This is a genomic window from Phosphitispora fastidiosa (genome assembly GCF_019008365.1).
Lineage (GTDB): Bacteria > Bacillota > Thermincolia > Thermincolales > UBA2595 > Phosphitispora > Phosphitispora fastidiosa.
Window position 1 is genome coordinate 84,918 of sequence record NZ_JAHHUL010000006.1, and the last position, 21,174, is coordinate 106,091.

Annotated in this window: 21 protein-coding genes, 1 tRNA gene and 1 pseudogene; 20 read left to right on the plus strand and 3 right to left on the minus strand. The window is 46.4% G+C overall.

Annotation, left to right across the window (positions count from 1 at the left end; translation table 11 throughout):
• The first annotated feature begins 3 nt into the window (after window positions 1-3).
• The 13 genes and pseudogenes from Ga0451573_RS20035 to Ga0451573_RS07985 all read left to right on the plus strand — a co-directional run bounded on the left by Ga0451573_RS20035 (window position 4) and on the right by Ga0451573_RS07985 (window position 9,377).
• The gene (locus Ga0451573_RS20035) at window positions 4-297 is read left to right on the plus strand and encodes a PDDEXK nuclease domain-containing protein (RefSeq protein WP_331459397.1); all 294 of its coding nucleotides are present in this window, start codon (window positions 4-6) and stop codon (window positions 295-297) included.
• Between the two features lie 13 nt (window positions 298-310).
• Window positions 311-454, plus strand: a complete 144-nt coding sequence (locus Ga0451573_RS07935) for a hypothetical protein (RefSeq protein ID WP_231683352.1) — start codon at window positions 311-313, stop codon at window positions 452-454.
• Window positions 399-530, plus strand: coding sequence for a type I restriction enzyme endonuclease domain-containing protein (locus Ga0451573_RS20275; RefSeq protein WP_353740070.1), 132 nt, complete (start codon window positions 399-401; stop codon window positions 528-530). The genes Ga0451573_RS07935 and Ga0451573_RS20275 overlap by 56 nt, the downstream gene beginning before the upstream one ends.
• Before the next feature lie 465 nt (window positions 531-995).
• Complete coding sequence (locus Ga0451573_RS07940; protein ID WP_231683353.1) at window positions 996-1,832, plus strand: ABC transporter ATP-binding protein; 837 nt, start codon at window positions 996-998, stop codon at window positions 1,830-1,832.
• Window positions 1,825-2,628, plus strand: a complete 804-nt coding sequence (locus Ga0451573_RS07945; protein WP_231683354.1) for an ABC transporter permease — start codon at window positions 1,825-1,827, stop codon at window positions 2,626-2,628. The genes Ga0451573_RS07940 and Ga0451573_RS07945 overlap by 8 nt, the downstream gene beginning before the upstream one ends.
• Before the next feature lie 11 nt (window positions 2,629-2,639).
• Window positions 2,640-3,458, plus strand: coding sequence for an ABC transporter permease (locus Ga0451573_RS07950; protein ID WP_231683422.1), 819 nt, complete (start codon window positions 2,640-2,642; stop codon window positions 3,456-3,458).
• 27 nt (window positions 3,459-3,485) lie between these two features.
• Window positions 3,486-3,971: a DMT family transporter gene (locus Ga0451573_RS07955; RefSeq protein ID WP_231683355.1), complete on the plus strand. Its 486-nt coding sequence runs from the start codon at window positions 3,486-3,488 to the stop codon at window positions 3,969-3,971.
• Window positions 3,972-3,998: 27 nt separating this feature from the next.
• On the plus strand, window positions 3,999-5,366 hold the full coding sequence (locus Ga0451573_RS07960) for a DUF2157 domain-containing protein (protein ID WP_231683356.1): 1,368 nt from the start codon (window positions 3,999-4,001) through the stop codon (window positions 5,364-5,366).
• Window positions 5,356-5,919 carry a GDYXXLXY domain-containing protein gene (locus Ga0451573_RS07965; protein ID WP_231683357.1) on the plus strand — a complete coding sequence of 188 codons (564 nt, stop codon included), beginning with the start codon at window positions 5,356-5,358 and terminating at the stop codon, window positions 5,917-5,919. The genes Ga0451573_RS07960 and Ga0451573_RS07965 overlap by 11 nt, the downstream gene beginning before the upstream one ends.
• A gap of 60 nt (window positions 5,920-5,979) precedes the next feature.
• The gene (locus tag Ga0451573_RS07970; protein ID WP_231683358.1) at window positions 5,980-6,621 is read left to right on the plus strand and encodes a class II aldolase/adducin family protein; all 642 of its coding nucleotides are present in this window, start codon (window positions 5,980-5,982) and stop codon (window positions 6,619-6,621) included.
• 130 nt (window positions 6,622-6,751) lie between these two features.
• Window positions 6,752-8,011 carry a LysM peptidoglycan-binding domain-containing protein gene (locus Ga0451573_RS07975; protein ID WP_231683359.1) on the plus strand — a complete coding sequence of 420 codons (1,260 nt, stop codon included), beginning with the start codon at window positions 6,752-6,754 and terminating at the stop codon, window positions 8,009-8,011.
• Window positions 8,012-8,137: 126 nt separating this feature from the next.
• A pseudogene (locus tag Ga0451573_RS07980) lies at window positions 8,138-8,290 on the plus strand (SAM-dependent methyltransferase); the annotation flags it as partial.
• A gap of 157 nt (window positions 8,291-8,447) precedes the next feature.
• Window positions 8,448-9,377 (plus strand): DMT family transporter, encoded by a 930-nt coding sequence (locus Ga0451573_RS07985; protein WP_231683360.1) that lies wholly within the window; start codon window positions 8,448-8,450, stop codon window positions 9,375-9,377.
• A 27-nt stretch (window positions 9,378-9,404) separates the two neighbouring features.
• Here the strand turns inward: Ga0451573_RS07985 and Ga0451573_RS07990 are convergent, their stop codons facing one another.
• Window positions 9,405-10,313, minus strand: coding sequence for a DMT family transporter (locus Ga0451573_RS07990; RefSeq protein WP_231683361.1), 909 nt, complete (start codon window positions 10,311-10,313; stop codon window positions 9,405-9,407).
• 283 nt (window positions 10,314-10,596) lie between these two features.
• Between Ga0451573_RS07990 and Ga0451573_RS07995 the strand changes: the two genes are divergently transcribed.
• From Ga0451573_RS07995 to Ga0451573_RS08015, 5 genes are all read left to right on the plus strand, one after another.
• The gene (locus Ga0451573_RS07995; RefSeq protein WP_231683362.1) at window positions 10,597-11,370 is read left to right on the plus strand and encodes a basic amino acid ABC transporter substrate-binding protein; all 774 of its coding nucleotides are present in this window, start codon (window positions 10,597-10,599) and stop codon (window positions 11,368-11,370) included.
• Window positions 11,371-11,490: 120 nt separating this feature from the next.
• Entirely contained in the window at window positions 11,491-12,171 is a 681-nt protein-coding gene (locus tag Ga0451573_RS08000) for an amino acid ABC transporter permease (protein ID WP_231683363.1), read from the plus strand.
• Window positions 12,155-12,880: an amino acid ABC transporter ATP-binding protein gene (locus Ga0451573_RS08005; protein ID WP_231683364.1), complete on the plus strand. Its 726-nt coding sequence runs from the start codon at window positions 12,155-12,157 to the stop codon at window positions 12,878-12,880. Before Ga0451573_RS08000 ends, Ga0451573_RS08005 begins: the two co-directional genes overlap by 17 nt.
• 177 nt (window positions 12,881-13,057) lie before the next feature.
• Window positions 13,058-16,231, plus strand: a complete 3,174-nt coding sequence (locus Ga0451573_RS08010) for an efflux RND transporter permease subunit (protein WP_231683365.1) — start codon at window positions 13,058-13,060, stop codon at window positions 16,229-16,231.
• 175 nt (window positions 16,232-16,406) lie between these two features.
• Complete coding sequence (locus Ga0451573_RS08015; RefSeq protein WP_231683366.1) at window positions 16,407-18,638, plus strand: diguanylate cyclase; 2,232 nt, start codon at window positions 16,407-16,409, stop codon at window positions 18,636-18,638.
• Between the two features lies 1 nt (window position 18,639).
• On the opposite strand, the gene Ga0451573_RS08020 is transcribed toward Ga0451573_RS08015, so the two are convergent.
• Complete coding sequence (locus Ga0451573_RS08020) at window positions 18,640-19,155, minus strand: hypothetical protein (RefSeq protein WP_231683367.1); 516 nt, start codon at window positions 19,153-19,155, stop codon at window positions 18,640-18,642.
• 127 nt (window positions 19,156-19,282) lie between these two features.
• Window positions 19,283-19,380 (minus strand) — tRNA-Sec (locus Ga0451573_RS08025).
• 195 nt (window positions 19,381-19,575) lie between these two features.
• On the opposite strand from Ga0451573_RS08025, the gene Ga0451573_RS08030 reads away from it, so the two are divergent.
• The gene (locus tag Ga0451573_RS08030; RefSeq protein ID WP_231683368.1) at window positions 19,576-19,758 is read left to right on the plus strand and encodes a TatA/E family twin arginine-targeting protein translocase; all 183 of its coding nucleotides are present in this window, start codon (window positions 19,576-19,578) and stop codon (window positions 19,756-19,758) included.
• Window positions 19,759-20,004: 246 nt separating this feature from the next.
• Complete coding sequence (locus Ga0451573_RS08035; RefSeq protein WP_231683369.1) at window positions 20,005-20,973, plus strand: polyprenyl synthetase family protein; 969 nt, start codon at window positions 20,005-20,007, stop codon at window positions 20,971-20,973.
• The last annotated feature ends 201 nt before the right edge of the window (window positions 20,974-21,174 follow it).

Genomic DNA, 21,174 nt, shown 5'->3' on the forward strand with positions numbered 1-21,174 from the left:
CTTGTGGCGATAGAACTGAAAATCGGAGAGTTTGAACCGGAACACCTCGGCAAGATGGAGTTCTACCTTGAGGCTCTCGACCGCGACATCAGGAAAGCCGATGAGAATCCAAGCGTGGGGCTTATCCTTTGTACTAAGAAGGATGCTACGGTAGTCGAGTACGCATTGAGCCGCAGTATGTCGCCCGCCATGATTGCAGATTATAAATTGCATTTACCGGATAAGCGCATACTTGAAAACAAACTGCGTGAGTTGACGGAGCTTGCTGAAAGCACCGCAGATGAAGACGACGAATAAAGGAGGGAACGCCGTGGATTTGAATTTTATAAGAGGACAGTTTACCGAAGCCGAACTTGAGGCGGCTATCATCGGTCTGTTCCAAGAGCAGGATCACGATTATGTCCTCGGCGAAAGACTTGACCGTTCTGCTCTACAAGAATGGATACCCGCCTGAATGGGATGAGGAAGTGTTCGAGAAAGTTCTGGAGCAGGCGGAAAATTTCAAGAAGTACGAACGGGAGCATATATGATAATTTTTTGGTTGGATTGAGTTAGAGTGTAATTAGAAGATGATTTTATGGAAAAGAAGGAATGTTAATCGCAAAAAACCAAGCAACGGGCAGGTGTTTATTTTAATTACTGGCACAATCAGTAAGTGAAAAAATGAAAAATGGACATAAAAAAACCGCGCTGTCGCGGTTTTTAATATTCACCAGGGTAAGGTAAACATAGTTTTGAACATATTTTTCAGAATTACGCCCTCTACCCTAAGGATTTTTTTAAATAACCTTAAATACCTTTTCATAAGTCTCCCCCCCAAGTTAATTATATCACAAGCGTGATGAAAAAAATGTCGAATCATGATAAATAAAAGAAAAAATTCACAACCTCTTTCTATATAATGCGGTACATACTAAAAGAAGGAATTTATACTTCGATGTTTAACTTAAATTGGAGAAAGATGCGCCGGAGGGAGTCACAGTTGGAGGTAAAGAATGAAACTTATTGAGGCCAGGGGATTGACTAAGGAATTCAGGATATTCAGCAGAAGTGAAGGTGTCATGGGTGCCTTCCGGGACCTGTTTCACCGTAAATACCGGGTACTCCGGGCTGTAGATGAAATTGATTTTGCCGTTGACCGGGGGGAGATGGTGGGATATATCGGGGCCAATGGCGCCGGAAAATCAACTACCATAAAGATGCTCACCGGGATACTGGTGCCTACTGCGGGCACTGTCAACGTTAACGGGTACGTTCCCCATAAGCAAAGGGAGTCATACACCAAGGGCATCGGGGTGGTTTTCGGACAGCGCAGCCAGCTTTGGTGGGATATTGCTGTTATCGAATCTTTTAAACTGCTGCGGCGGATATATGATGTGCCCAAATCGGATTTTAACCGCAGACTGGAGCAGTTTGACGATATCCTGGGCTTAAGCAGTTTTCTCAATCTTCCTGTCAGAAAACTCAGTCTGGGTCAGCGGATGAGGTGTGACCTGGCAGCAGCCCTGCTGCACAACCCGGCTATTTTGTTTCTGGATGAACCCACCATTGGTTTGGATGTACTGGCTAAATCAAAAATCAGGGAATTCCTGAAGGAAATAAACAATGAGTTTAAGACGACAGTTATCCTTACTACCCATGACCTGGGGGATATTGAGGCCCTATGTCCGAGGGTGGCTATCATTGATCAGGGGAAAATGCTTTATGATGGCTCGGTTGATAACCTTTTTTCCCAGTGGGGCCAGGATAAGCTGGAAGACATCGTGAAGAGGATCTACATGGGGCAAAAACCGGAACCGGGCTTAACGGGGGGAGGCGGCAGCCTTGTTTAACCGCCTGCTGCTTTATCTTGAACTGGTCCGAATGGAGTTTGTCAACAACCTTGCCTACAGGTCGTTTTACTTCACCGGAATCCTTAATTATTCTATCCAGATAGGGGCATACTTTTTTCTATGGGATGCTGTGTATGCGGGAAGCAGGGTTATCGGAGGTCTTGACAGGGAGGCTATGATAACATATGTTATTATTGCCTGGGTAGTGCGCTCATTTTACTTCAGCAATCTGGACCGCAGGGTGGGTACAGATATCAGGGATGGTAAAATCGCCCTGGAGCTTATCAGGCCTTACAGCTACCAGATGGTCAAATATGCCAGATCCTTTGGTGAAGCGGCATTCAGGATGTTCTTCTTTGCGCTTCCGGCCGGCGCTGCTATTTATCTGATCAGGCCTTTTACTCTTCCAACCGGATGGGACAGTGTGGCCATGTTTCTGGCGGCTGTTCTGGGAGCCTTTATAATCAATGCCCAAATTAGTATGATTGCGGGGTTTGCAGTTTTTTTTACCAAAAGCCCCACCGGGGTATATAAGGCCAAACGCGTTATCATGGACCTCTTGTCAGGACTTTTACTGCCAATCAGTTTTTATCCCGGCTGGGCCAGGGAAATTATTCAACTGCTGCCCTTCCAGACGGTAAGCTATCTGCCTAACATGATTTATCTCGGTAAAATCAGGGGTGCGGCTGCCCTTGAGGTTCTGCTCCTGCAGGTATTCTGGATAGCTGTGCTTGGCTTTCTGGCCCACCTGTTCTGGCGTTTTGCTGTAAAACATGTCGTTATCCAGGGAGGTTGATACCTGTGGGTATGCATCAGTACCGCCCATCAGGACCGGCGGCCAGGTATCTGACAATATTTCTGCATTATCTGGCCCAGTATACAAAAATAAAAATGGCCTATAGGTGGGATTTCTTTATACATATATTTACTGAGTTCCTGCAGCAGTCGGTAAGCCTGATTTTCATCCTGATAATATTTTCCAAGGTTCCAGCCATTCAGGGCTGGACCAGGGACCAGGTATTGTTCATCTATGGCTTCTTCCTGGTTCCCTTTGGCATTTACAGCGGCTTTTTTAACCACCTTTTTGACGTGCCGGAAAAGTATGTCCTCCAGGGAGAGTTTGACCGGATACTTCTAAGGCCGATAAATGCCTGGTATCAGGTGGTTGTCGAGACTATGAAGCCTGAGCTGCTGGTAAGTATGATAGTTGGTATCATTATAATGATATATACCGGGAGCAACATGAACCTTGTTCCCGTATGGTGGGATATACCCCTGGCGGTGATACTGGTTATTGGGGCGGCCCTGGTTTATGCGGGGGTTTATACCTTCCTGGCCAGTCTGGGGTTCTGGAGTGAAGGGAACCTTGGTCTGATGCCAATGGTTTACAACCTGTCTCAATACGGCAGGTATCCGATGACCATTTACCGCGGACCGGTGCGGTTTATGCTGACCTGGATACTTCCTTTTGCCTTTGTCGGTTTTTACCCGGCAACCATATTAATGCACAGATATGAGTATATGGGATATGCACTGCTGACCCCGGTTGTCGGGATTGTCTGCTTTGTTATTGCCTACCTGGTCTGGACAGCCGGAATCAAGAGGTATCGGGGGACAGGCAGCTGATAAACCGCCGCCAGAGGCGCATAATATATGATTGAAGCAAAATATGGCAATGATCTTATGGAAGGTGGGGAGAAGACTTTGACCCTGGTATTTTACATTCTGATTGCTGCAGCCGTGGGAACTGCTGCCAGCACACAGGTAATTCTCAACAGCAATCTCAATAAAACCGCAAACCTGTCCCTGACTGTCCTGGTAGTAAATACTATAGCTATGGTTAGTTCCCTGGTTATTTATCTCCTTTTCAGCAGGCAGAGTCTGACAGTCCTCAGGGATGCCGAATGGTATGCCTTCCTGGGCGGGGTGCTGGGTCTGGTGATTGTTATGGGAAGTACCTTCCTGATTCCCAAACTGGGTGTTTCGATTACTACCAGTATTATTATTATGGCCCAGCTGAGTTTTGCCATGATTGCTGACCACTACGGACTGGCAGGGGTGCGGCATATCCCCGTTGAACCTGTCAGGATAGCTGCTCTGATGTTGATGGGATCCGGTGTATACCTGTTTTTTAAATAAGTGGGATAAAAAAAGGGGGGATTAGTAATGCCAAAAGCCGGAAGGAAAATGCCCGGACAGTGGTTGAAGTGGCTTGAGGGTGAAGTCGCTCTCTGGAAAAATGAAGGAATAATTGATGATACCCAGGCCCGCAATATTATGCGCAGATACCCACAGACCGGTGAAGAGACGGCTCGCGGCAGTAGGCTGATAACTCTTCTGTCAGTGATGGGGGCGCTGCTGCTGGGGGTGGGGGTGATCCTCTTCTTTGCCGCCAACTGGCAGGTGATGCCCAAATGGCTCAAGGTGGGGATTGTCTTGGGTAGTATCCTGCTTGCATATGGAACGGGATATTGGCTTGCTTTTGAAAAAGGAAATTACCCTCGTGTGGGCAGGGCGCTTATTTTTCTGGGAACCGTACTCTATGGGTCCGGGATATGGCTGATAGCCCAGATATTTCATATTAATGCCCACTATCCCAATGGGGTGCTATTCTGGGTGCTGGGAATAATTCCTGTCGTCCTGGTATGCCGTTCCCTGTCAGTCCTGGTGGAGGCATCGCTGCTGCTGACTTTGTGGACATTACTCGAACAGACCGGGTTTCAGCACAGCAACCTGTTATATCTGCCTGTCTTTATCCTGGTCATGGTGGTTGCCTACAAAGTGGAGTCCCAGCTTGCTGTAGGGATTACCCTCCCGGGACTGGCGGTATGGCTTGGAATAGCAGGCATCCTGTCCATGAGGGAGACGGAAGCATTTTTTTTCACACTGTTCCTGACCGCTATGCTGGGAATTTTGATCTACATAACCGGTAATGTACATGGAATCCGGGATGAACTTGTCCACATGAAGCTTCCTTATCAGCTCACTGGTCTTCCGGTTTTCTTTATTTCATTGTACCTTCTCAGTTTCCGGGTCCTGGCAGACGCCTCTGACAATATTTTTCAGGAGGGCATTTCCTACCCGCCATTTTTCCTGGCAGCGCTGCTGACTATTATTGCCGGTATTGCTGCCGGCGGGATATATGTGCATACCAAAAGCCGCCACAACAAGAGGATTATCAGAGAAAACATTTTTTTGATTATGGCCGCGGCGCTGCTGCCGGTGATTATGGTTTTTGCAGGGATGATAGGTGAAGGCGTCTTTGTGGCAGCAGTTAATATCCTGTTGTTTGCCTGTATCATTGCTGTTGTTGTGATTGGTTACTCCAACCGGGAACCGGAATGGATTAATATTGGGATAGTATTTTTTGTCCTTGATGTGATTGCCAGGTATTTTGACTTCTTTTGGGATATGCTGCCCAAATCTCTGTTTTTTATGGCCGGCGGGGCGCTGTTGCTCATCGGGGGGACTCTCCTGGAACGCAACAGGAGAAAAGTTATTCAGGGAATGAAGGTGAATAGCTATGAAGCATAGGAAAAAGTTTGTTTGTGCGGTTGTTCTCCAAATTGCGATATTACTGGTAATGATGGGGATGAAATGGTCGACCGCGGCGTTTGGGACTAAAATACTCCTCAAAACTGCTCCTGTTGATCCATGGGATATGTTCCGTGGGGACTATGTGGTCCTGAGTTATGAGATTTCCCAGTTGGACCTGTCTCAGGTCCCTGTTGATAAAAATGATTTTCATCAAAATGAGACTGTCTATGTACAGTTAAAAAAGCAGGGTAAATACTGGACTGCTGCGTCTATTTCCCACCGGAGACCGAATGACGGCAGTCTGGCGATTAAGGGTAAGGTTCGGTTGCATATGGAGCCACAGGATACCCAGAAACTCGAAGGCAGCCAGGAAAACAAGGAACTCCTGGTACTTGATTACGGAATCGAAAGCTTTTTTGTCCCCCAGCACCGGGGCAAGGAAATAGAACAGGAACGCCGGTCAATGGAGGTGGAAGCCAGTGTTGACCGCTGGGGGAACTCAGCGCTGGTGAGGCTGCTGATAGACGGGCAGGAAGTTGAATTCCAGTAGAATATGGTGAACTGCTGCACCGCTGCACCGCTTAACTTATAGGGTATTGGAGGTAAAACTGTGGAAAAGTTGAGGCAGATTGTCGTGGATGCCGGTAAGGAAATGCTCAAAAGGAGCCTTACTGTGGCTACCTGGGGTAACATTAGCGTAAGGGATCCGGAGAGTGAATACATTGTGATAACTCCAAGCGGGATGGATTATGAAGCCTGTGTTCCTGATGATATGGTGGTGTTTGATAAAGATGGCAGAGTGGTGGCCGGTGAACGCAGGCCTTCTATTGAAAAAGACCTGCATATAAGGATTTATCAGCACCGTCCTGATGTAAATGCCATTATACATACTCATCCCGTTTATTCTACGGTATTTGCCGTAACCAGGCAGGGTATTCCGGCGATAACCGAGGAGTTTGCCCAGGTTGTAGGATATACTGTGAAGTGTGCTGAGTATGCCATGCCCGGGACAAAGGAACTGGCAGAAAATGCCGTCAGGGCGTTGGGTCAGGAAAGGGCTGTACTTCTGGCCAGCCATGGCGCTGTTTGTGTCGGGCCTGATATGGAGACGGCTTTTAAGATATCTGATGTCCTGGAAAAGACTGCTCAAATACTCATCCTAAGCAGAACTATCGGTACACCCAGGATTATCTCTAAACAGGATGTCAAGGTGATGCAGGACTTCTTAAAGACCGGGTACGGGCAGCGTTAAGGATGATATAACCAACAGTGAGGAAAAGCGCCTCACTGTTTTTATTTGGTTCAAATTACCAAGAGGAAAAAGCACGAAAAATGTCGAAAAAATTACCAAACCCACCAATTATGAAATAAGGAGGTAATTAATGACTGCTAAAAAAATTATGCTCCGCGTTATCCTTCTTGTTACCACTGTTACCCTATCCCTGTTTCTGTCGGCATTTCCGGCAGCGGCAGCGGTAAACCCGGAAAGTAATTATTACCGGGTTCAGCCGGGAGATTCACTGTGGCTGATTGGATTAAAGTATCACACAACCCCCGGAGCCCTCATGGCAATCAATAATCTGACTTCGACCGAGATATATCCGGGCCAGCAGTTGAGGATTACCGGCGCTGCAGACTCTCCCGGTGACGTTCCGGAAGCCGTCCGGTATACTGTACAGCCCGGTGACAGCCTTTATCTCATCGGACTGAAGTTTGGCACAAATGCCGCTGCCATAATTCAGGCCAATGGGCTTGAATCAACTGAGATCTATCCCGGCCAACTCCTGGCCATACCCGGACAGCTGCAAAGGCAGCATATTGTCAAAGCCGGAGATACCCTATATCTGATTGCCAAAAGGTATGGTACATCCATTGATGCCCTGGTGAGGGTAAACAGCTTGAAAACCACGGAGTTATGGCCCGGACAGGCTCTCCTGCTTCCTGGCAGTGAAACCGGGACTACACAGCCGGATACGGATAATGGGGGCGGCAGCGATGGCGGCACAGCGCCTGTACCGGTTGGCGGGCAGTGGGGTCCTGTTCCTGAAGGTGTGAGTCTTTACCATGTAAGGTCAGGTGAAACCCTCTGGGAACTGGCACAGCGGTATAAGACCACTCAGGCCGCTATTATGACAACAAACCACTTACATACAGATCTCCTCCAGGTAAACCAGCCTTTATTTATTCCTGCCAACAGCCAGAGTCCGGTTAATATCCCATATCCGGAAGCGGTGCAAAAAGCGGGTTATGGCATGCTTTATGACTGGGAGTATGTGTCATGGATATTGGATACAAAAAATACTGCGGTTTTAAAAGACCTGGTAACGGGAAAAAGCTTTAAGGCCAGGCGCCTTGGCGGTTCAAACCATGCTGATATGGAGCCCCTGACTGCAGCAGATACGCGCATTATGAAGGAGATTTTCGGGGGTTCTTGGAACTGGAACCGGCGGGCAGTGCTGGTTTATGTAGACGGAAAGGTAATCGCCGGGTCAATGGCAGGGATGCCCCACGACATTCAGACCATATCTGACAACGATTTTCCGGGACATTTTGACCTGCACTTTCTGAACAGCAGGAAACACAGTACCAATAGTATTGACCCGGAACACCAGGCAATGGTGCAAAAGGCGGCGGGAAATTAGGATATGTTCAGGAGATGATGAGGCCGGGGATTGTCTTATAAGGGACGATCCCCGGATGCTTTTTTGGAACAGGTTCAGTTGTGGATGAAAGCTGACTGTGTACCCGCCAAGTGCAGTCAGCTATGCTTAAAAATGTGGCGGCTTTATCTAAACTCTTGTGCAGCTTCATTTCATACCGGCAATATTGATGTTCATCAGTTTCTGTTCACCAGGGGTGTTAATAATTCACTGCCTTTAACCAGAAAGTATATGTATGAATGTGATGACAATCAGCCTTGAGAGATCAAGGCTATTTTACTGCTTCATTCCCAGGTCTTTGTATTAGTATTGTTAGTAACAGTCTTTTGTAGTAATATAGTATAGGATATGGAAAAGTGAATTAATACTATAGTTCCAAGAATTTATGCAGGAGCAATTTTCCAGAAGGAGTAACGAGATGGCAAAGAACAGAGCGCTGCCTTTTGCGGCAATCACTTTTGTAATGATTGTTTGGGGCCTGTCTTTTCTCAGTATCAAGGTGTCGGTGGCTGTCCTTGGTCCTATGACCCTGGCCCTGAGCAGGTTTGTAATAGCCTCAGTAATGCTTTTGTTTATTCTGAAAATCAAGGAGCCGGATGCGAAACTTAACCGGGTGGACCTTCCCCGGATGGCCTTTTCCGGGATAATTGGGATTACCCTGTATTTTTTCTTTGAGAACAACGGTGTAAGACTTTCTACTGCTTCCACCGCTTCTATAATAATAGCCACAATACCGGTGCTGGCGGTGCTGGCAGACTTTATTTTCTGCGGTAACAGGATCACCTGGCCAAAGGCCCTGGGAGTGGTACTGTCTTTTTTGGGGATCTACCTGATATTCAGGGACCGGGGAGAGTTAAGTTTTGCATCTGAATACTTTCTAGGCAACCTTTCCATGCTGGGGGCCGCGGCTGCCTGGGTGGCCTACAACCTGTTGACCCGGCCTATGGCAAAACGCTACTCGAATCTTGCTATAACTACATACCAGACACTGTTCGGGACCCTTGCCATTGTTCCCTTTGTTTTTTTTGAATCAAACAAATGGGCTTCGGTTAACTGGGTTGTTGCCGGTAATGTCCTGTTCCTCGGGGTATTCTGTTCAGCCATTGGCTATTATTTTTATGTGTATGCCATGGGGGAAATCGGAGTAGGCATGGCATCCCTTTTTATCAACCTGATTCCGGTGGTGACCGTAATTGCCAGTTACTTTATTATTGGCGAAAAAATAACCCACACCCAGCTTGCGGGCGGAGGCCTTGTTGTATTTGCTGTTTATCTGACTGATATTGGAACATGGTTTAAAAAGGGGTTCCGGGTTATTCTTGCCGGTATCAATAGAAATGCTGCGTAAGTACTGCATAAGTACCCCATCACTTTGTCAGACGTTGACTGTATCTTCAATGATAGCTTTTTTATTTTCCCTCTGGCTGCCCAACTCTGATGCCAACATTCCTGTCAGGATAAATACGGCTCCCAGCCCCTGTCTGGGAGTAAATGATTCCCCGCCGATAAGATAAGCAAATAAAGCGGCAAATACAGGTTCCATGGTAAAGATTACCGCCGTATGAGAAGGGGAGGTATATTTCTGAGTCCAGGTCTGCAGAAAAAAGGCCAGTGCAGTGGCAAAAACCGCTGTAATCAGGATAGCGCTCCATACCTGGGTGTTAAAGTTCCCCAGGGTCGGGGTGGTTTCTTTAAATAACGCGGCAATGAAGCTGGCGACGGCAACAGTGGCTATTTGTACCGTTGCCAGGATAAAAGAGTCATTGTCAGGAGAAAATTTGCCCACCACCAGGATATGCAGGGCATATGAAACGGCACAGAAAAGGACAAGAATGTCACCATAGTTAAACCGCAGGTTTTCATTTATTGTTAACAGCCCCAGACCGGCAGCTGCACATAATATGCCAAACAGTGATATCATACCGGGGGCTTTTTTAGTGAGCAGGGTGTAAAAAACGGGGACCAGTACTACTGTGAGCCCGGTGATAAATCCTGCATTGGATGCCGTGGTATACTTCAGGCCAAAGGTCTGAAAGGCATAGCCGGCAAAGAGAAAAAGCCCTATTAGAATCCCCTTAAACAACGCGGGCAGAGTCAGTCTGAGAAGACGTCTGTTGGAAACGACAAGCATGATCACGGCAGCTATGGCAAACCTTATTGCCAGAAAATAGAAAGGTTCGATGTGTTTGATCGCTTCTTTAACGGAAACAAAAGTGGCCCCCCAGACAAGGGCGACAAAGACAAGGGCCAGGTCTGCCATTATTTGTACTTTTCTGCTTCCCATTGATGTACCTCCAGAAAAATATGCTTCCTAATAATATGCTTCCTAATAATATGCTCCTAAATTGCGACTATAAAAATAATTCTCACATATTGGTATCGCAGTGTCAAGGATTTAATCTCTGAAAAATAATAATTGTTATAATAAGTGGCCTATTTATAGTGACAGTTAAAAATGTTCTGGAAATAAAATGTGGTTTTTTGCAGGATTTTTGTTAATTTAAGCGAAATACAGTTTGAAAAACAAATTCGCTCCATGTGCAAATGGAAAAGGAAAAAGGAGGACGATGATGAAAAAGATTCTCAAGTTAGTTACCCTTAGTATCCTTGTTTTAGGTCTTATTTTTGCTGTCGGATGTGGCGGTGAAAAGGCTGCCACAGATGAGGGTGCAGTGTACAAAGTTGGCACCGATGCTGCATATGCCCCCTTTGAATCAGTATCTCCGAGCGGAGAAATTGAAGGTTTTGACACGGATATTATGAAGGCGGTTGCAGCTGCCGAAGGTTTTGAGGTTGAGTTTGTTAATACCGCCTGGGAAGGGATTTTTTCCTCCCTTAACGGTAAGAATGATATTGTTATCTCTGCTGTAACAATCACAGACGACCGTAAAAAGGAAATGGATTTTTCCGAACCGTATTTTGAGTCCACAAACTACATTGCTGTACCTCAGGATTCTGCAATTGCTTCCATGGAAGACCTGACCGGCAAAGTTATATCCGTACAGGAAGGGACCACCGGAGATGAAGTTCTTACTGAATTCCTGGGCAAGGATTACAAAGATATCAAGAGGTTTAAAGGTACCCCCGAAGCATTTCTGGAGCTGAGAAACGGCAAAGCCGATGCTGCTGTTGCAGATTCCGGAGTTGTGGGTAACTACGTGAAAAACAACCCGGATGCCAATTTGAAGATAGTTAAGGATGAGAATTTCCCCAAGGAGTTCTATGGTATTGCAGTTACCAAGGGTAATGCTGAACTGCTTGCGAAAATTAACAGCGGTCTGCAAAAGATTAAAGACAATGGTGAATATGATAAGGTATACAGCAAGTGGTTCAGTGAATAAAAAATCCGTCAAGTCTATGAAAATCTGACAACATAGTTGTTTAGCCCGGCGTGATGCCTTTGAGGCATTACGCCTTTTCATGGATGTGGATGAAAATCTAGAAAGGTGATTTTTCTAAACATGATTACTTTTGGACTTATCAGATGGGATATCATTTCAGATTACATGCCGATGCTGGTGAAAATCGGTGTCAAGACCACTTTCGAACTGACTGTTGTTGCCGTAAGTGTCGGAACTCTGCTTGGTCTTATTCTAAGCTTAATGCGCCTTTCCCATTTCAGGTTGTTTTCCCTGGTTTCAAAAGTATATATTGATTTTTTCCGCGGCACTCCGCTGTTGGTCCAAATACTGTTTATTCACTTTGCTGTACTTCCCACCGTAGGGAGCTTCCCCAACATAGTGAGCGGTTTTGTGGCCCTAAGTCTTAACAGCGGGGCTTATATTGCTGAAATATTCCGAGCCGGTATCCAATCAATTGACAGGGGACAGATGGAGGCTGCCAGATCTCTGGGGATGTCGTACCCCCAGGCAATGAGATATATTATCATACCCCAGGCTATTAAACGAGTGCTTCCGGCCCTGGGAAATGAATTTATTGCCATGCTTAAGGATTCATCACTGGTTTCTGTTATTGCCGTTCAGGAATTGGCAATGACCGGGTCCCTGGTTAACGGAAGAACGGCACGACCGTTTGAAGCCTATGTTCCGGTAGCGATTATGTACCTGATACTGACAATGATTCTATCACAATTTGTGGCTTATCTGGAAAGGAGGTTTGGCAAGAGTGATATACGTGCGTAACCTCCATAAACGTTTTGATAAGCTTGAAGTTCTGCGGGGGATAGATTGTCATATTAAGCCTAAGGAAGTTGTTGTTGTCATTGGACCCAGCGGTTCTGGAAAGAGTACGTTTCTTAGGTGTATTAATCTTTTGGAAATGCCGACAAATGGTGAAATAGTTGTAGACGGCTTTAACATGACAGACAAGGATACCAATATTAATAAAGTACGGGAAGAGGTCGGGATGGTATTTCAGCATTTCAACCTGTTTCCCCACATGACTGCCCTGGAGAATGTAGCCCTGGCTCTTGAAAAAGTCCGCAAGATGCCTGTAGCCCAGGCGGAGTCCGTTGCTGCTGAAATGCTTAAAAAGGTAGGCCTGAGTGATAAGGCCGATAATTATCCCGGTCAGTTATCAGGAGGGCAGCAGCAGAGAGTTGCAATTGGAAGGGCCCTGGCCATGAGACCGAAAGTGATGTTGTTTGATGAGCCTACATCAGCCCTGGACCCGGAAATGGTCGGAGAAGTTCTGGCAGTCATGAAGGAACTTGCCAAGGAAGGAATGACTATGGTTGTCGTATCACATGAAATGGGTTTTGCCAAAGAGGTCGGTGACAGGGTTCTTTTTATGGATGAGGGTATTATTATCGAAGAGGGAACCCCTGAAGATGTATTTGGCAGCCCCAAGCATGAACGAACTCAGTCTTTTCTCAGCAAAATCCTGATTTAAATGAATTGAACCGATCCACTGCATATGGCAGTGGATTTTTTTCTGTCTGCTTTGTCAATGATGACAGGGAAACAGAAAGGCTTTGGAAACAGAATGATTGACAGCGTTTACCTGTTATGGTAAAATCGTATCAGACCGACTAGTCGGTCGGAAAATATTTCCGGAGGTTGATGCTTCTTGAACCTTACTAAAATCGCTATTAAAAGGCCTGCCATGATGTCTATGATAATCATGGTTTTTGTGGTCTTGGGACTCTATACATATAACAAGATGGGGGTTGAACTGTTTCCCGCCGTTAACCTGCCATATGTAGCAGTTGTGACAACTTATCCCGGAGCAGGGGCCGAGGAGATAGAGACACAGGTAGTCAAACCCTTGGAGGATGAACTGGCTTCCCTGAGCAGGTTGAAGCGAATTAATTCACAGGCTTCTGAGGGCTTTACTTTTACGGTACTGGAATTTGAAATGACAGCAGATGCCGACCAGGCTGCCCTTGATGTTCAGAAAAAGATTGACATGCTTAAGGGGCGTCTGCCTGAGGATGCCTCTGACCCGATTGTTTACAAACAGGATATGAACGACCAGCCGGTGCTCATTATGGCCCTGCAGAGCCATCGCCCGCTTTATGAGACTAAGGAATTTGCAGAGGACTTGATAAAAGACCGCCTGCAGCGAATTGAAGGGGTGGCTGATGTTTCAGTGGTTGGTGGGCAGAAGCGTGAGATTTTGGTTGCTGTTGACAGGACTAAACTGGAAGGCTATGGCTTATCCCTCAACCAGATTATTGGCAGACTCAGGGCAGAAAATATGAACCAGCCCAGTGGAAGGCTGGACCGTCCGGAAGCGGAGTATAATGTCCGGGTGCTTGGTGAATTTAAAAATATTGAAGACATCCGTAATCTTGATATTCCTCTCTCGGGGGGAGGCTCAGTTCCTTTAAGCGCGGTTGCGGTTGTTACAGACGGATTTCAGGAAGTTCGGGAATACAGCCGGATTAACGGTATCAGCGCCGTTTCCCTGATGGTTTTTAAGCAGAGTGATGCTTCTATTGTCGAGGTCGGGGAACGGGTTAAAGAGGAGATAGAGCTGCTGCAGCAGGATCTGCCCGAAGATGTGGAAATTATGGTGTCACGTGATACATCGAATTTTATCAGAATATCCCTCGATGATACCAGAAATTCAATTATTGAAGGAATAATTACTGTTGCCCTGGCCCTCTACCTGTTCCTGAGAGAATGGCGTTCCACGGTTATTGTTGCTCTGGCCATCCCCACATCTCTCCTGGCTGCCCTGATGATGATGTATTTCGCCGGCTTCACCTTTAATATGCTGTCACTGATGGGCCTTGCCCTGTGTATCGGGATCCTGGTTGATGATTCCATAGTTGTTCTGGAAAATATCCACAGGCATTTGAAAATGGGCAAGGAGCCTGCCCAAGCCGCTCTGGACGGGAGGATGGAGATAGGGATGGCTGCAGTGGCCATAACCCTTTCAGATATTGTTGTCTTTACCCCGATTGCTTTTATGCAGGGCATGGTGGGCCAGTTTTTTCGCCAGTTCGGCCTTACGGTGGTGTTTGCTGCAATTTTTTCCCTGTTTGTCTCCTTCACCCTTACTCCTATGATGGCAGCCAGGCTTTTCAAGAAAGAAAACGGCAATAATAAACCGGGTGAATCGGAAGAAGTTACGAAGGCGAATGGAGACCTGACCAGTTCAGGCAGGAAATCAATGCTGGGATGGCTGTGGAAAAGGACGACGCCCCTGGGTAAAGGGATGAAACAAAAATACATCTCCTTATTGGAATGGTCCCTCAGGCGTAGGTGGACTGTGCTGGGTATCGCTGCAGCGCTGTTTAGCGCCAGTCTTTTACTCCCGGCTCTTAATGTTATCGGAGCTGAACAGATGCCCAAGATTGACCAGGGAGAAATGACCGTTAACCTGGAGATGCCCATTGGCACACCCATCGGGAAAACCGATGATGTGTTATTGGATATTGAAGAATACCTCAAAACAATTGATGAAATAAAGTACTATCATACTACCCTCGGTTCATCAGGAGGAATGAGTTCCTCTTCTGGCTCTCACCTTGGACGTGTGGGTATCCAGCTTCATGACAAAAAAGAGCGGGAACGTTCGGTTTGGGAGGTTAGTGACCAGATACGAAAATGGGGGGAAGGTTTTGTTCAGGGCAAGATATCTGTTAGTGAGGCAGACTCGATGGGACCTCCGGGCGGGGATATCCAGATAGAAGTAACCGGCCCGGGAACCCAACAGCTAATTGCAATATCAGAAGAGGTTAAGAAGATTATCACTGGAATAGAAGGGGCCATTGATGTGGATACGGACTGGCGTCTTGGCCAGCCGGAGATTCAGGTGGAAATTGACCGCAAAAAAGCGGCTTCAATGGGCCTTTCTGTTGATGAAGTATCACGTTCGGTACGGGCAGCCCTGACCGGTGATGCGGCCGGTAAGTTCCGCGAAGGTAATGATGAGACAGATATTGTGGTAAAAATGGCCGGCCTCAGCAAAGCTGATATTGACCATATCAGGAATCTGCCCCTAAACACCGTGGACGGTTCAGTTGTGCTGCTGCAGCAGGTTGCCGACATTGGTCCCGGGAGTGGGCCGACACAGATTAACCGGATTGACCGGCAGAGGGCCATAACCGTTGGCGGAAGCCTGCGGGAGAGATCTCAGAGTGACTTTCTCAAGGAGGCTACTGAAAAACTGGAGGGAATAAAACTGCCCCCGGGATACAGGGTTAGTTTTGCCGGTCAGGCCCAGGGGATGCAGGAAACGTTTGCTGACCTTATTTCGGCGCTGGTATTATCCATTGTATTGGTCTACATGGTTCTGGTGATGCTTTATGAATCCTTTATGACCCCTTTCATAAGAATGATGGCCCTGCCCCTGGGGGTAGTAGGGGCGTTTCTGGCTCTGGCCTTGACGGGGAATACCCTGAACCTGTTTTCCATGATTGGTCTGATTATGATGGACGGATTGGTGGCCAAGAACGGCACACTCCTGATCGACTACACCCATACTGTAATGGAACGCGGCGTACCATTAAGAGAAGCGCTGCTGGAAGCAGGAAGGACCAGGCTGCGGCCTATTATAATGACTACCACTACCATGATAGTCGGGATGCTGCCAACTGCCCTGGCGCTGGGAGAAGGCGCTGAGACCAGGTCCGGAATGGCATGGGTTCTGATTGGCGGGCTGCTGACCTCAACGTTATTTACCCTAATTATAATTCCGGTAATTTATACCCTTATGGATGACTTTAAAAAATTTTTGAAGAGAAAATTCAGGAAATCAGCCGTAGAAGCCTCCACAGGCGAGACCCTGTAAAACGCAAGGGCGCCGGGAGGGCGCAAAAGGGGAATACAAAGGGAATGCTTCCGTGACTGCATATGGGGCATTCCCCTTTTGTTTTATTTAGGAAAAGCAGAGGCAATTAAAGGAAATATCAATAATTTGTCGAAAAAAACATGTTAGAAGGTATTATGAATCCGGGGTGAAACAGTTGAAATCCTGGCTAAAGGGTCTAAACAAGGAAATACTTGCATTAACCCTCAGTGTGGCTCTTGGGGCATCATTCGTATTGGGTGTATGTGCCCTGTTGGTATTTTACCAGCAATCCAAAGAACAGGTGCTGGACAGAAACAGGGAAATTGCCGGATATATTTCCAATGAAATAAATGTCCGCATGTCACGCGCTTTAAATGCCGGCGCTTTATTAGCTATGGACCCTGCTGTCAGGGAAATGGATTCCGCTGTTCTGCAGCCGGAAATGCGGCGGTTATTTCCGATTGCCGGGATTTTTGACGGACTGGCCCTCACGGACAGCAAAGGGGAAATGGTGGCTTTTGTTCCTGATCAGCCGGGAATAATCGGGTTGGACCTGTCACAGCGCAGTTGGGTTAGAGAGGTTCTTACCAGCGGCCAACAGTTTATTTCTGAACCGTATATAGCTGCAACCGGCAATGAGGTGGTTGTAACCGCCACTCCGGTTAAAGATAAGACCGGCAAGGTTATTGGTGTTATCGGGGGTAGTATGGACCTGAAGAAAAGCACCAAGTTTTCCACTATTATCAGCAGCAGGTCATATAATCCCGAAATGGTTATCCAGATAATCGACCGCAAAGGGATGTTCATTTACAATACGGATAAACAGCTTATTATGAAGAAAGCCGAACCAAGTATCGTTACAGAGGCTCTTTTTGAAGGTAAGGCCGGTGCTTGTGCTCTGGAAATCGGTGATGAACCGTATCTGATAGGGTATGCTCCAGTGGAGAAACTAGGGTGGGGAGTAATCGTCACCTATCCTTCAAAAGCCGCCTTCCGATCGGCAATATATCTCAGAAACCTGATTGCAATTGTTACCATACTGCTAAGTATACTGATTTTTTGCATCGTCTACCGGGAATCAAAAGCTATTACGAAGCCTTTGGAGAAACTCATGGAAGGTGTCAAGAGAGTTGCCGACGGCGACTATCACTTTAATGTAAATGTTTCCTCCAATAATGAGATAGGTATATTGGCCGATTCCTTTAATGCAATGGTGGAACGAATCAAGGATATGAGAGAGGACATCCTGGAAAAACAGGAAAAGCTGGAAAAGGCCAATATCGAGCTGCAGATTATGGCCATAACCGATGGCCTTACTAAGTTATATAATCACAGGTATTTTCAGGACTGTCTGGGCAAAGCCGTCTCCCTGGCCCAAGAGGAAGTTAAGTCGATAACCCTGATGATTCTTGATATTGACTATTTCAAGTACTATAATGATCTCTTTGGACACCAGGCAGGTGACAAATTGCTTGAGGAACTGGCCCAGCTTTTAATCCGGGAACTGGGACCCAATGATATGGTTGCCAGGTACGGTGGTGAGGAATTTACAGTTATATTATATGATTCCGATAACAGGAACGGAATTTTAGCAGCAGAAAAAATCCGGGCTGCAGTGGAAGCTTTTCCCTTTCCGGGGCGGGAGCAGCAGCCTGATGGCAGAGTGACTGTATCGATAGGTGTGGCTTCATTCCCCGAGAATGCAAAAAGCAAGGAAGAACTTGTCAGGCTGGCTGATGAGGCTCTGTACAAGGCCAAGTGCTGTTCGAGGAACAAGGTCGAGCTATATTTCTCGGTACTTGATGACCTGAAGCACGATCTCAATAAGTCAGAGGCCGAATTGATTAATTCCATAAAAATGCTGGTAAGGATTATAAACGCGAAGGACAAGTATACTTTCGGCCATTCAGAACGCGTTGGTAAGTACGCTGTTTCCATTGCTGAGGCAATTGGATTGACAACTGAAGAAGTGCAGACAATTAGGATGGGAGCATTCCTGCATGATGTGGGGAAAATCGAAATAAGCAGAAGTATCCTGATGAAGAAGGGACCATTGACCGAGGAGGAATTTGAAACTATCAGGCAGCATCCCTTCTGGGGAGCGGGGATTATCAAGGCTGTGGAGTCTCTTCATCCCACACTTCCGCTAATCAAGTACCACCATGAACGTTTTGACGGCACCGGATATCCGCTAGGTCTCAAAGAGAAGCAGATACCGCTGCAAGCCCGGATAATGGCTGTTGCCGACAGCTTTGATGCCATGACCAGCAATAGGCCGTACACGAAGAGTAAAAATCTTGATGAAGCCATAGAAGAACTTAGGAAATGTTCGGGTACACAATTTGACCCGGAAGTGGTTGATGTCTTTTTGAGCATTCTTCAGGCAGAAAAAGTCAAGGTGGGCTGAGTCACAATTTGATAAATCTGGTCAGCCTGTTGATTACTTTTTTGATAAAATTATACCAGGCATAGCTGTACACCAGTGAAAAGGAAGCATAAAACGGTAGTGCCACAACAACCGTGCTTCGTTCCAGGTAATAGCCGAATGCGGGAAACCCGAGGACATAAGTGATAAACAGCAGTCCTGCCGTAACTGCAGCGGTTCCGGCAAGGATGGCAGCAGACCGTTTTACGGAATAATGAAGGCCTATGCCGGTAACAAGTCCCAGTGGCGCCATCATCAGGGCAAAGGCCGGTAACCCGACGGGGCGGATGACCAGTGTCAGCCAACCGGAGATAACGGTACATGCCAAACCTCCCGCTGGGTTGATATATGCTGCCAGGGCTATGGGCAGGGTACTGAAAAAGCTTAGCATATTCCCCGGGCCCGGAAAGAGGGCTGCCGAAACCTGAAGCAATCCGGTAAGTGAGGCTAAAAGCGAGTAACGGACCAGGTCGGTAACAGAAATATTTTTATTTTTCAACAAAGGATACCTCCAAATGTGTAGTTGTTATATGTATATACAAAAAAACGGAGCAATTTGCCAAAAGACAGCAAATTGCTCCATTGATATTATTACCGGTATTTGGGGAAAATAAAAAAACATAGTTTGGCGGGAACGTGTGGGAATCGAACCCACCACGGACAGGATCGCTGCCCGTCAACTGGTTTTGAAGACCAGGCGGGCCACCAGGCCCAATCCGCTCCCACAGGCAAATTTTATTATAACATAAGCCTAATAACAAAGCAAACAGAGAATTGGTGGTAATATCAGTTTACTTTTTGAGAAGTTTGTGAGATAATATGTTTGAAAGAACCTTGTCTCTATTGTTAATGGATTGGTTGTTAATGGATTGGTTTTTGCGGGCAGTATAATTATCAGTGTCTTGGTGGGGGTGGCTTGGTGTTCGGCCTAGGTTTTCAGGAGTTGGCATTAATACTCGTTATTGCTCTTGTCATATTTGGCCCCCGCAAACTGCCGGAAGTAGGGCGGGCAATGGGTAGGGCGTTAAATGAGTTCAGAAGCGCTTCTAAGGATATCCAGAAGGAAATCGATGAAGCGGTCAAAGAACCCGATAATAAATAATCAGTTTTGGAGCAGGATGAATCTGCTCCTTTTTTGGATACATTAAAAGGAATAATCTTAGTTGTATTACTTCAAGAACACCTTTTTGTCCAACAGTTTTTACAACCGGCAGGAATTTTCCGTGATATATCGAATATATTGCAATTGAGTAATTTAGATGATTAATTCGGACAAATTATTCCCCCAAAAAGCTTATGATGAGCTTTTATTACAACAAGAAGGTGGAATTAGCGGGCGGGTGGAACAATGAAGGGGTTTGGGTTTTTTAATATCATAAAAGACGAACTAGATGTTGTGGAAAAAGAATTGCATAAGGTTGTTAGAACTAATGACCCTTTACTTACGGAAACATCTGCTCATCTGCTTAATGCGGGAGGCAAGCGGTTAAGACCGGCCTTTGCTCTGGTTGCCGGCAAAACATGTGCCAGACCTTCTGACAAATTGATACCTCTGGCCACTGCTCTGGAGCTTATCCATATGGCCAGTCTGGTACATGATGATGTGATTGATGATTCCTATACCAGGCGAGGCATACCCACTGTCAAGGCAAGCTGGGGAGACCAGGTATCCATTTACACCGGAACATATCTTTTTGCCCAGTCTCTTGTCTTGATTGCCAGATGCGATCATCCTGTTATCAGCAGAATCCTGGCAGACATCAGCGCTATGATGTGTGAGGGAGAGATTCAGCAGATTGTGACAACTTTTGATTCACAACAGACAGTGAAAGACTATTTTTTCCGCATCAAGAGGAAGACGGCTTTACTTATTTCAGCTAGTTGTGAACTGGGAGCTATTGCGTGTGAGGCCCCTATGTATCATGTAAGAGCCCTGAAACGCTATGGTCATTACCTTGGCATGGCTTTCCAGATCACTGATGATATCCTAGATTTCACTGCCAGTGCGCAGGATTTGGGCAAGCCCGTCGGGAGTGATTTAAGACAAGGTATTGTTACCTTGCCGGCTATTTATGCACTTCTTTGGTCGGATGAGCGAACCAGGCTGGCGGAAATTATTCGGAAAAAGGAAAAAAAGGAGGGTGAAGTCCTAGAGGCTATTAAGATTATCAAGGAATGCGGAGCCATTGACAAAGCTATCGAACTATCAGACCGCTATCTTGCTAAAGCCAAAAAGCAGTTAGAGTATCTACCTGCTGGCAGAGCAACCAACAGTTTGAGAACTATTGCAGATTTTATTGGTAGAAGAAGGTTCTGAAAAAAGAAAAAATCGCCAATAAGAGGCCAGACATTTGTTTTGTATGAATTTACCTACTAATCAAAAAATTCCAAACAAAAGAAGGGTTTTGTCATTTTACGTAGAATAAGTTCACAGACAAGAATCCGGAGTAATGCTGGCTCTAATAAGATTCTTAATTTTTTTTGGATGGAATGTGATTTGTAGTGCAAGAAATCTAAC

What these genes read in the sequence shown, in the direction of transcription:
- Ga0451573_RS07955 (WP_231683355.1), top strand. Translation starts at nt 3,486, where the DNA reads ATGATTGAAGCAAAATATGGCAATGATCTTATGGAAGGTGGGGAGAAG.
- Ga0451573_RS07950 (WP_231683422.1), top strand. Translation starts at nt 2,640, where the DNA reads ATGCATCAGTACCGCCCATCAGGACCGGCGGCCAGGTATCTGACAATA.
- Ga0451573_RS07940 (WP_231683353.1), top strand. Translation starts at nt 996, where the DNA reads ATGAAACTTATTGAGGCCAGGGGATTGACTAAGGAATTCAGGATATTC.
- Ga0451573_RS08000 (WP_231683363.1), top strand. Translation starts at nt 11,491, where the DNA reads ATGATTACTTTTGGACTTATCAGATGGGATATCATTTCAGATTACATG.
- Ga0451573_RS07975 (WP_231683359.1), top strand. Translation starts at nt 6,752, where the DNA reads ATGACTGCTAAAAAAATTATGCTCCGCGTTATCCTTCTTGTTACCACT.
- Ga0451573_RS08035 (WP_231683369.1), top strand. Translation starts at nt 20,005, where the DNA reads ATGAAGGGGTTTGGGTTTTTTAATATCATAAAAGACGAACTAGATGTT.
- Ga0451573_RS07995 (WP_231683362.1), top strand. Translation starts at nt 10,597, where the DNA reads ATGATGAAAAAGATTCTCAAGTTAGTTACCCTTAGTATCCTTGTTTTA.
- Ga0451573_RS20275 (WP_353740070.1), top strand. Translation starts at nt 399, where the DNA reads ATGTCCTCGGCGAAAGACTTGACCGTTCTGCTCTACAAGAATGGATAC.
- Ga0451573_RS07960 (WP_231683356.1), top strand. Translation starts at nt 3,999, where the DNA reads ATGCCAAAAGCCGGAAGGAAAATGCCCGGACAGTGGTTGAAGTGGCTT.
- Ga0451573_RS07965 (WP_231683357.1), top strand. Translation starts at nt 5,356, where the DNA reads ATGAAGCATAGGAAAAAGTTTGTTTGTGCGGTTGTTCTCCAAATTGCG.
- Ga0451573_RS07985 (WP_231683360.1), top strand. Translation starts at nt 8,448, where the DNA reads ATGGCAAAGAACAGAGCGCTGCCTTTTGCGGCAATCACTTTTGTAATG.
- Ga0451573_RS07990 (WP_231683361.1), bottom strand. Translation starts at nt 10,313, where the DNA reads ATGGGAAGCAGAAAAGTACAAATAATGGCAGACCTGGCCCTTGTCTTT.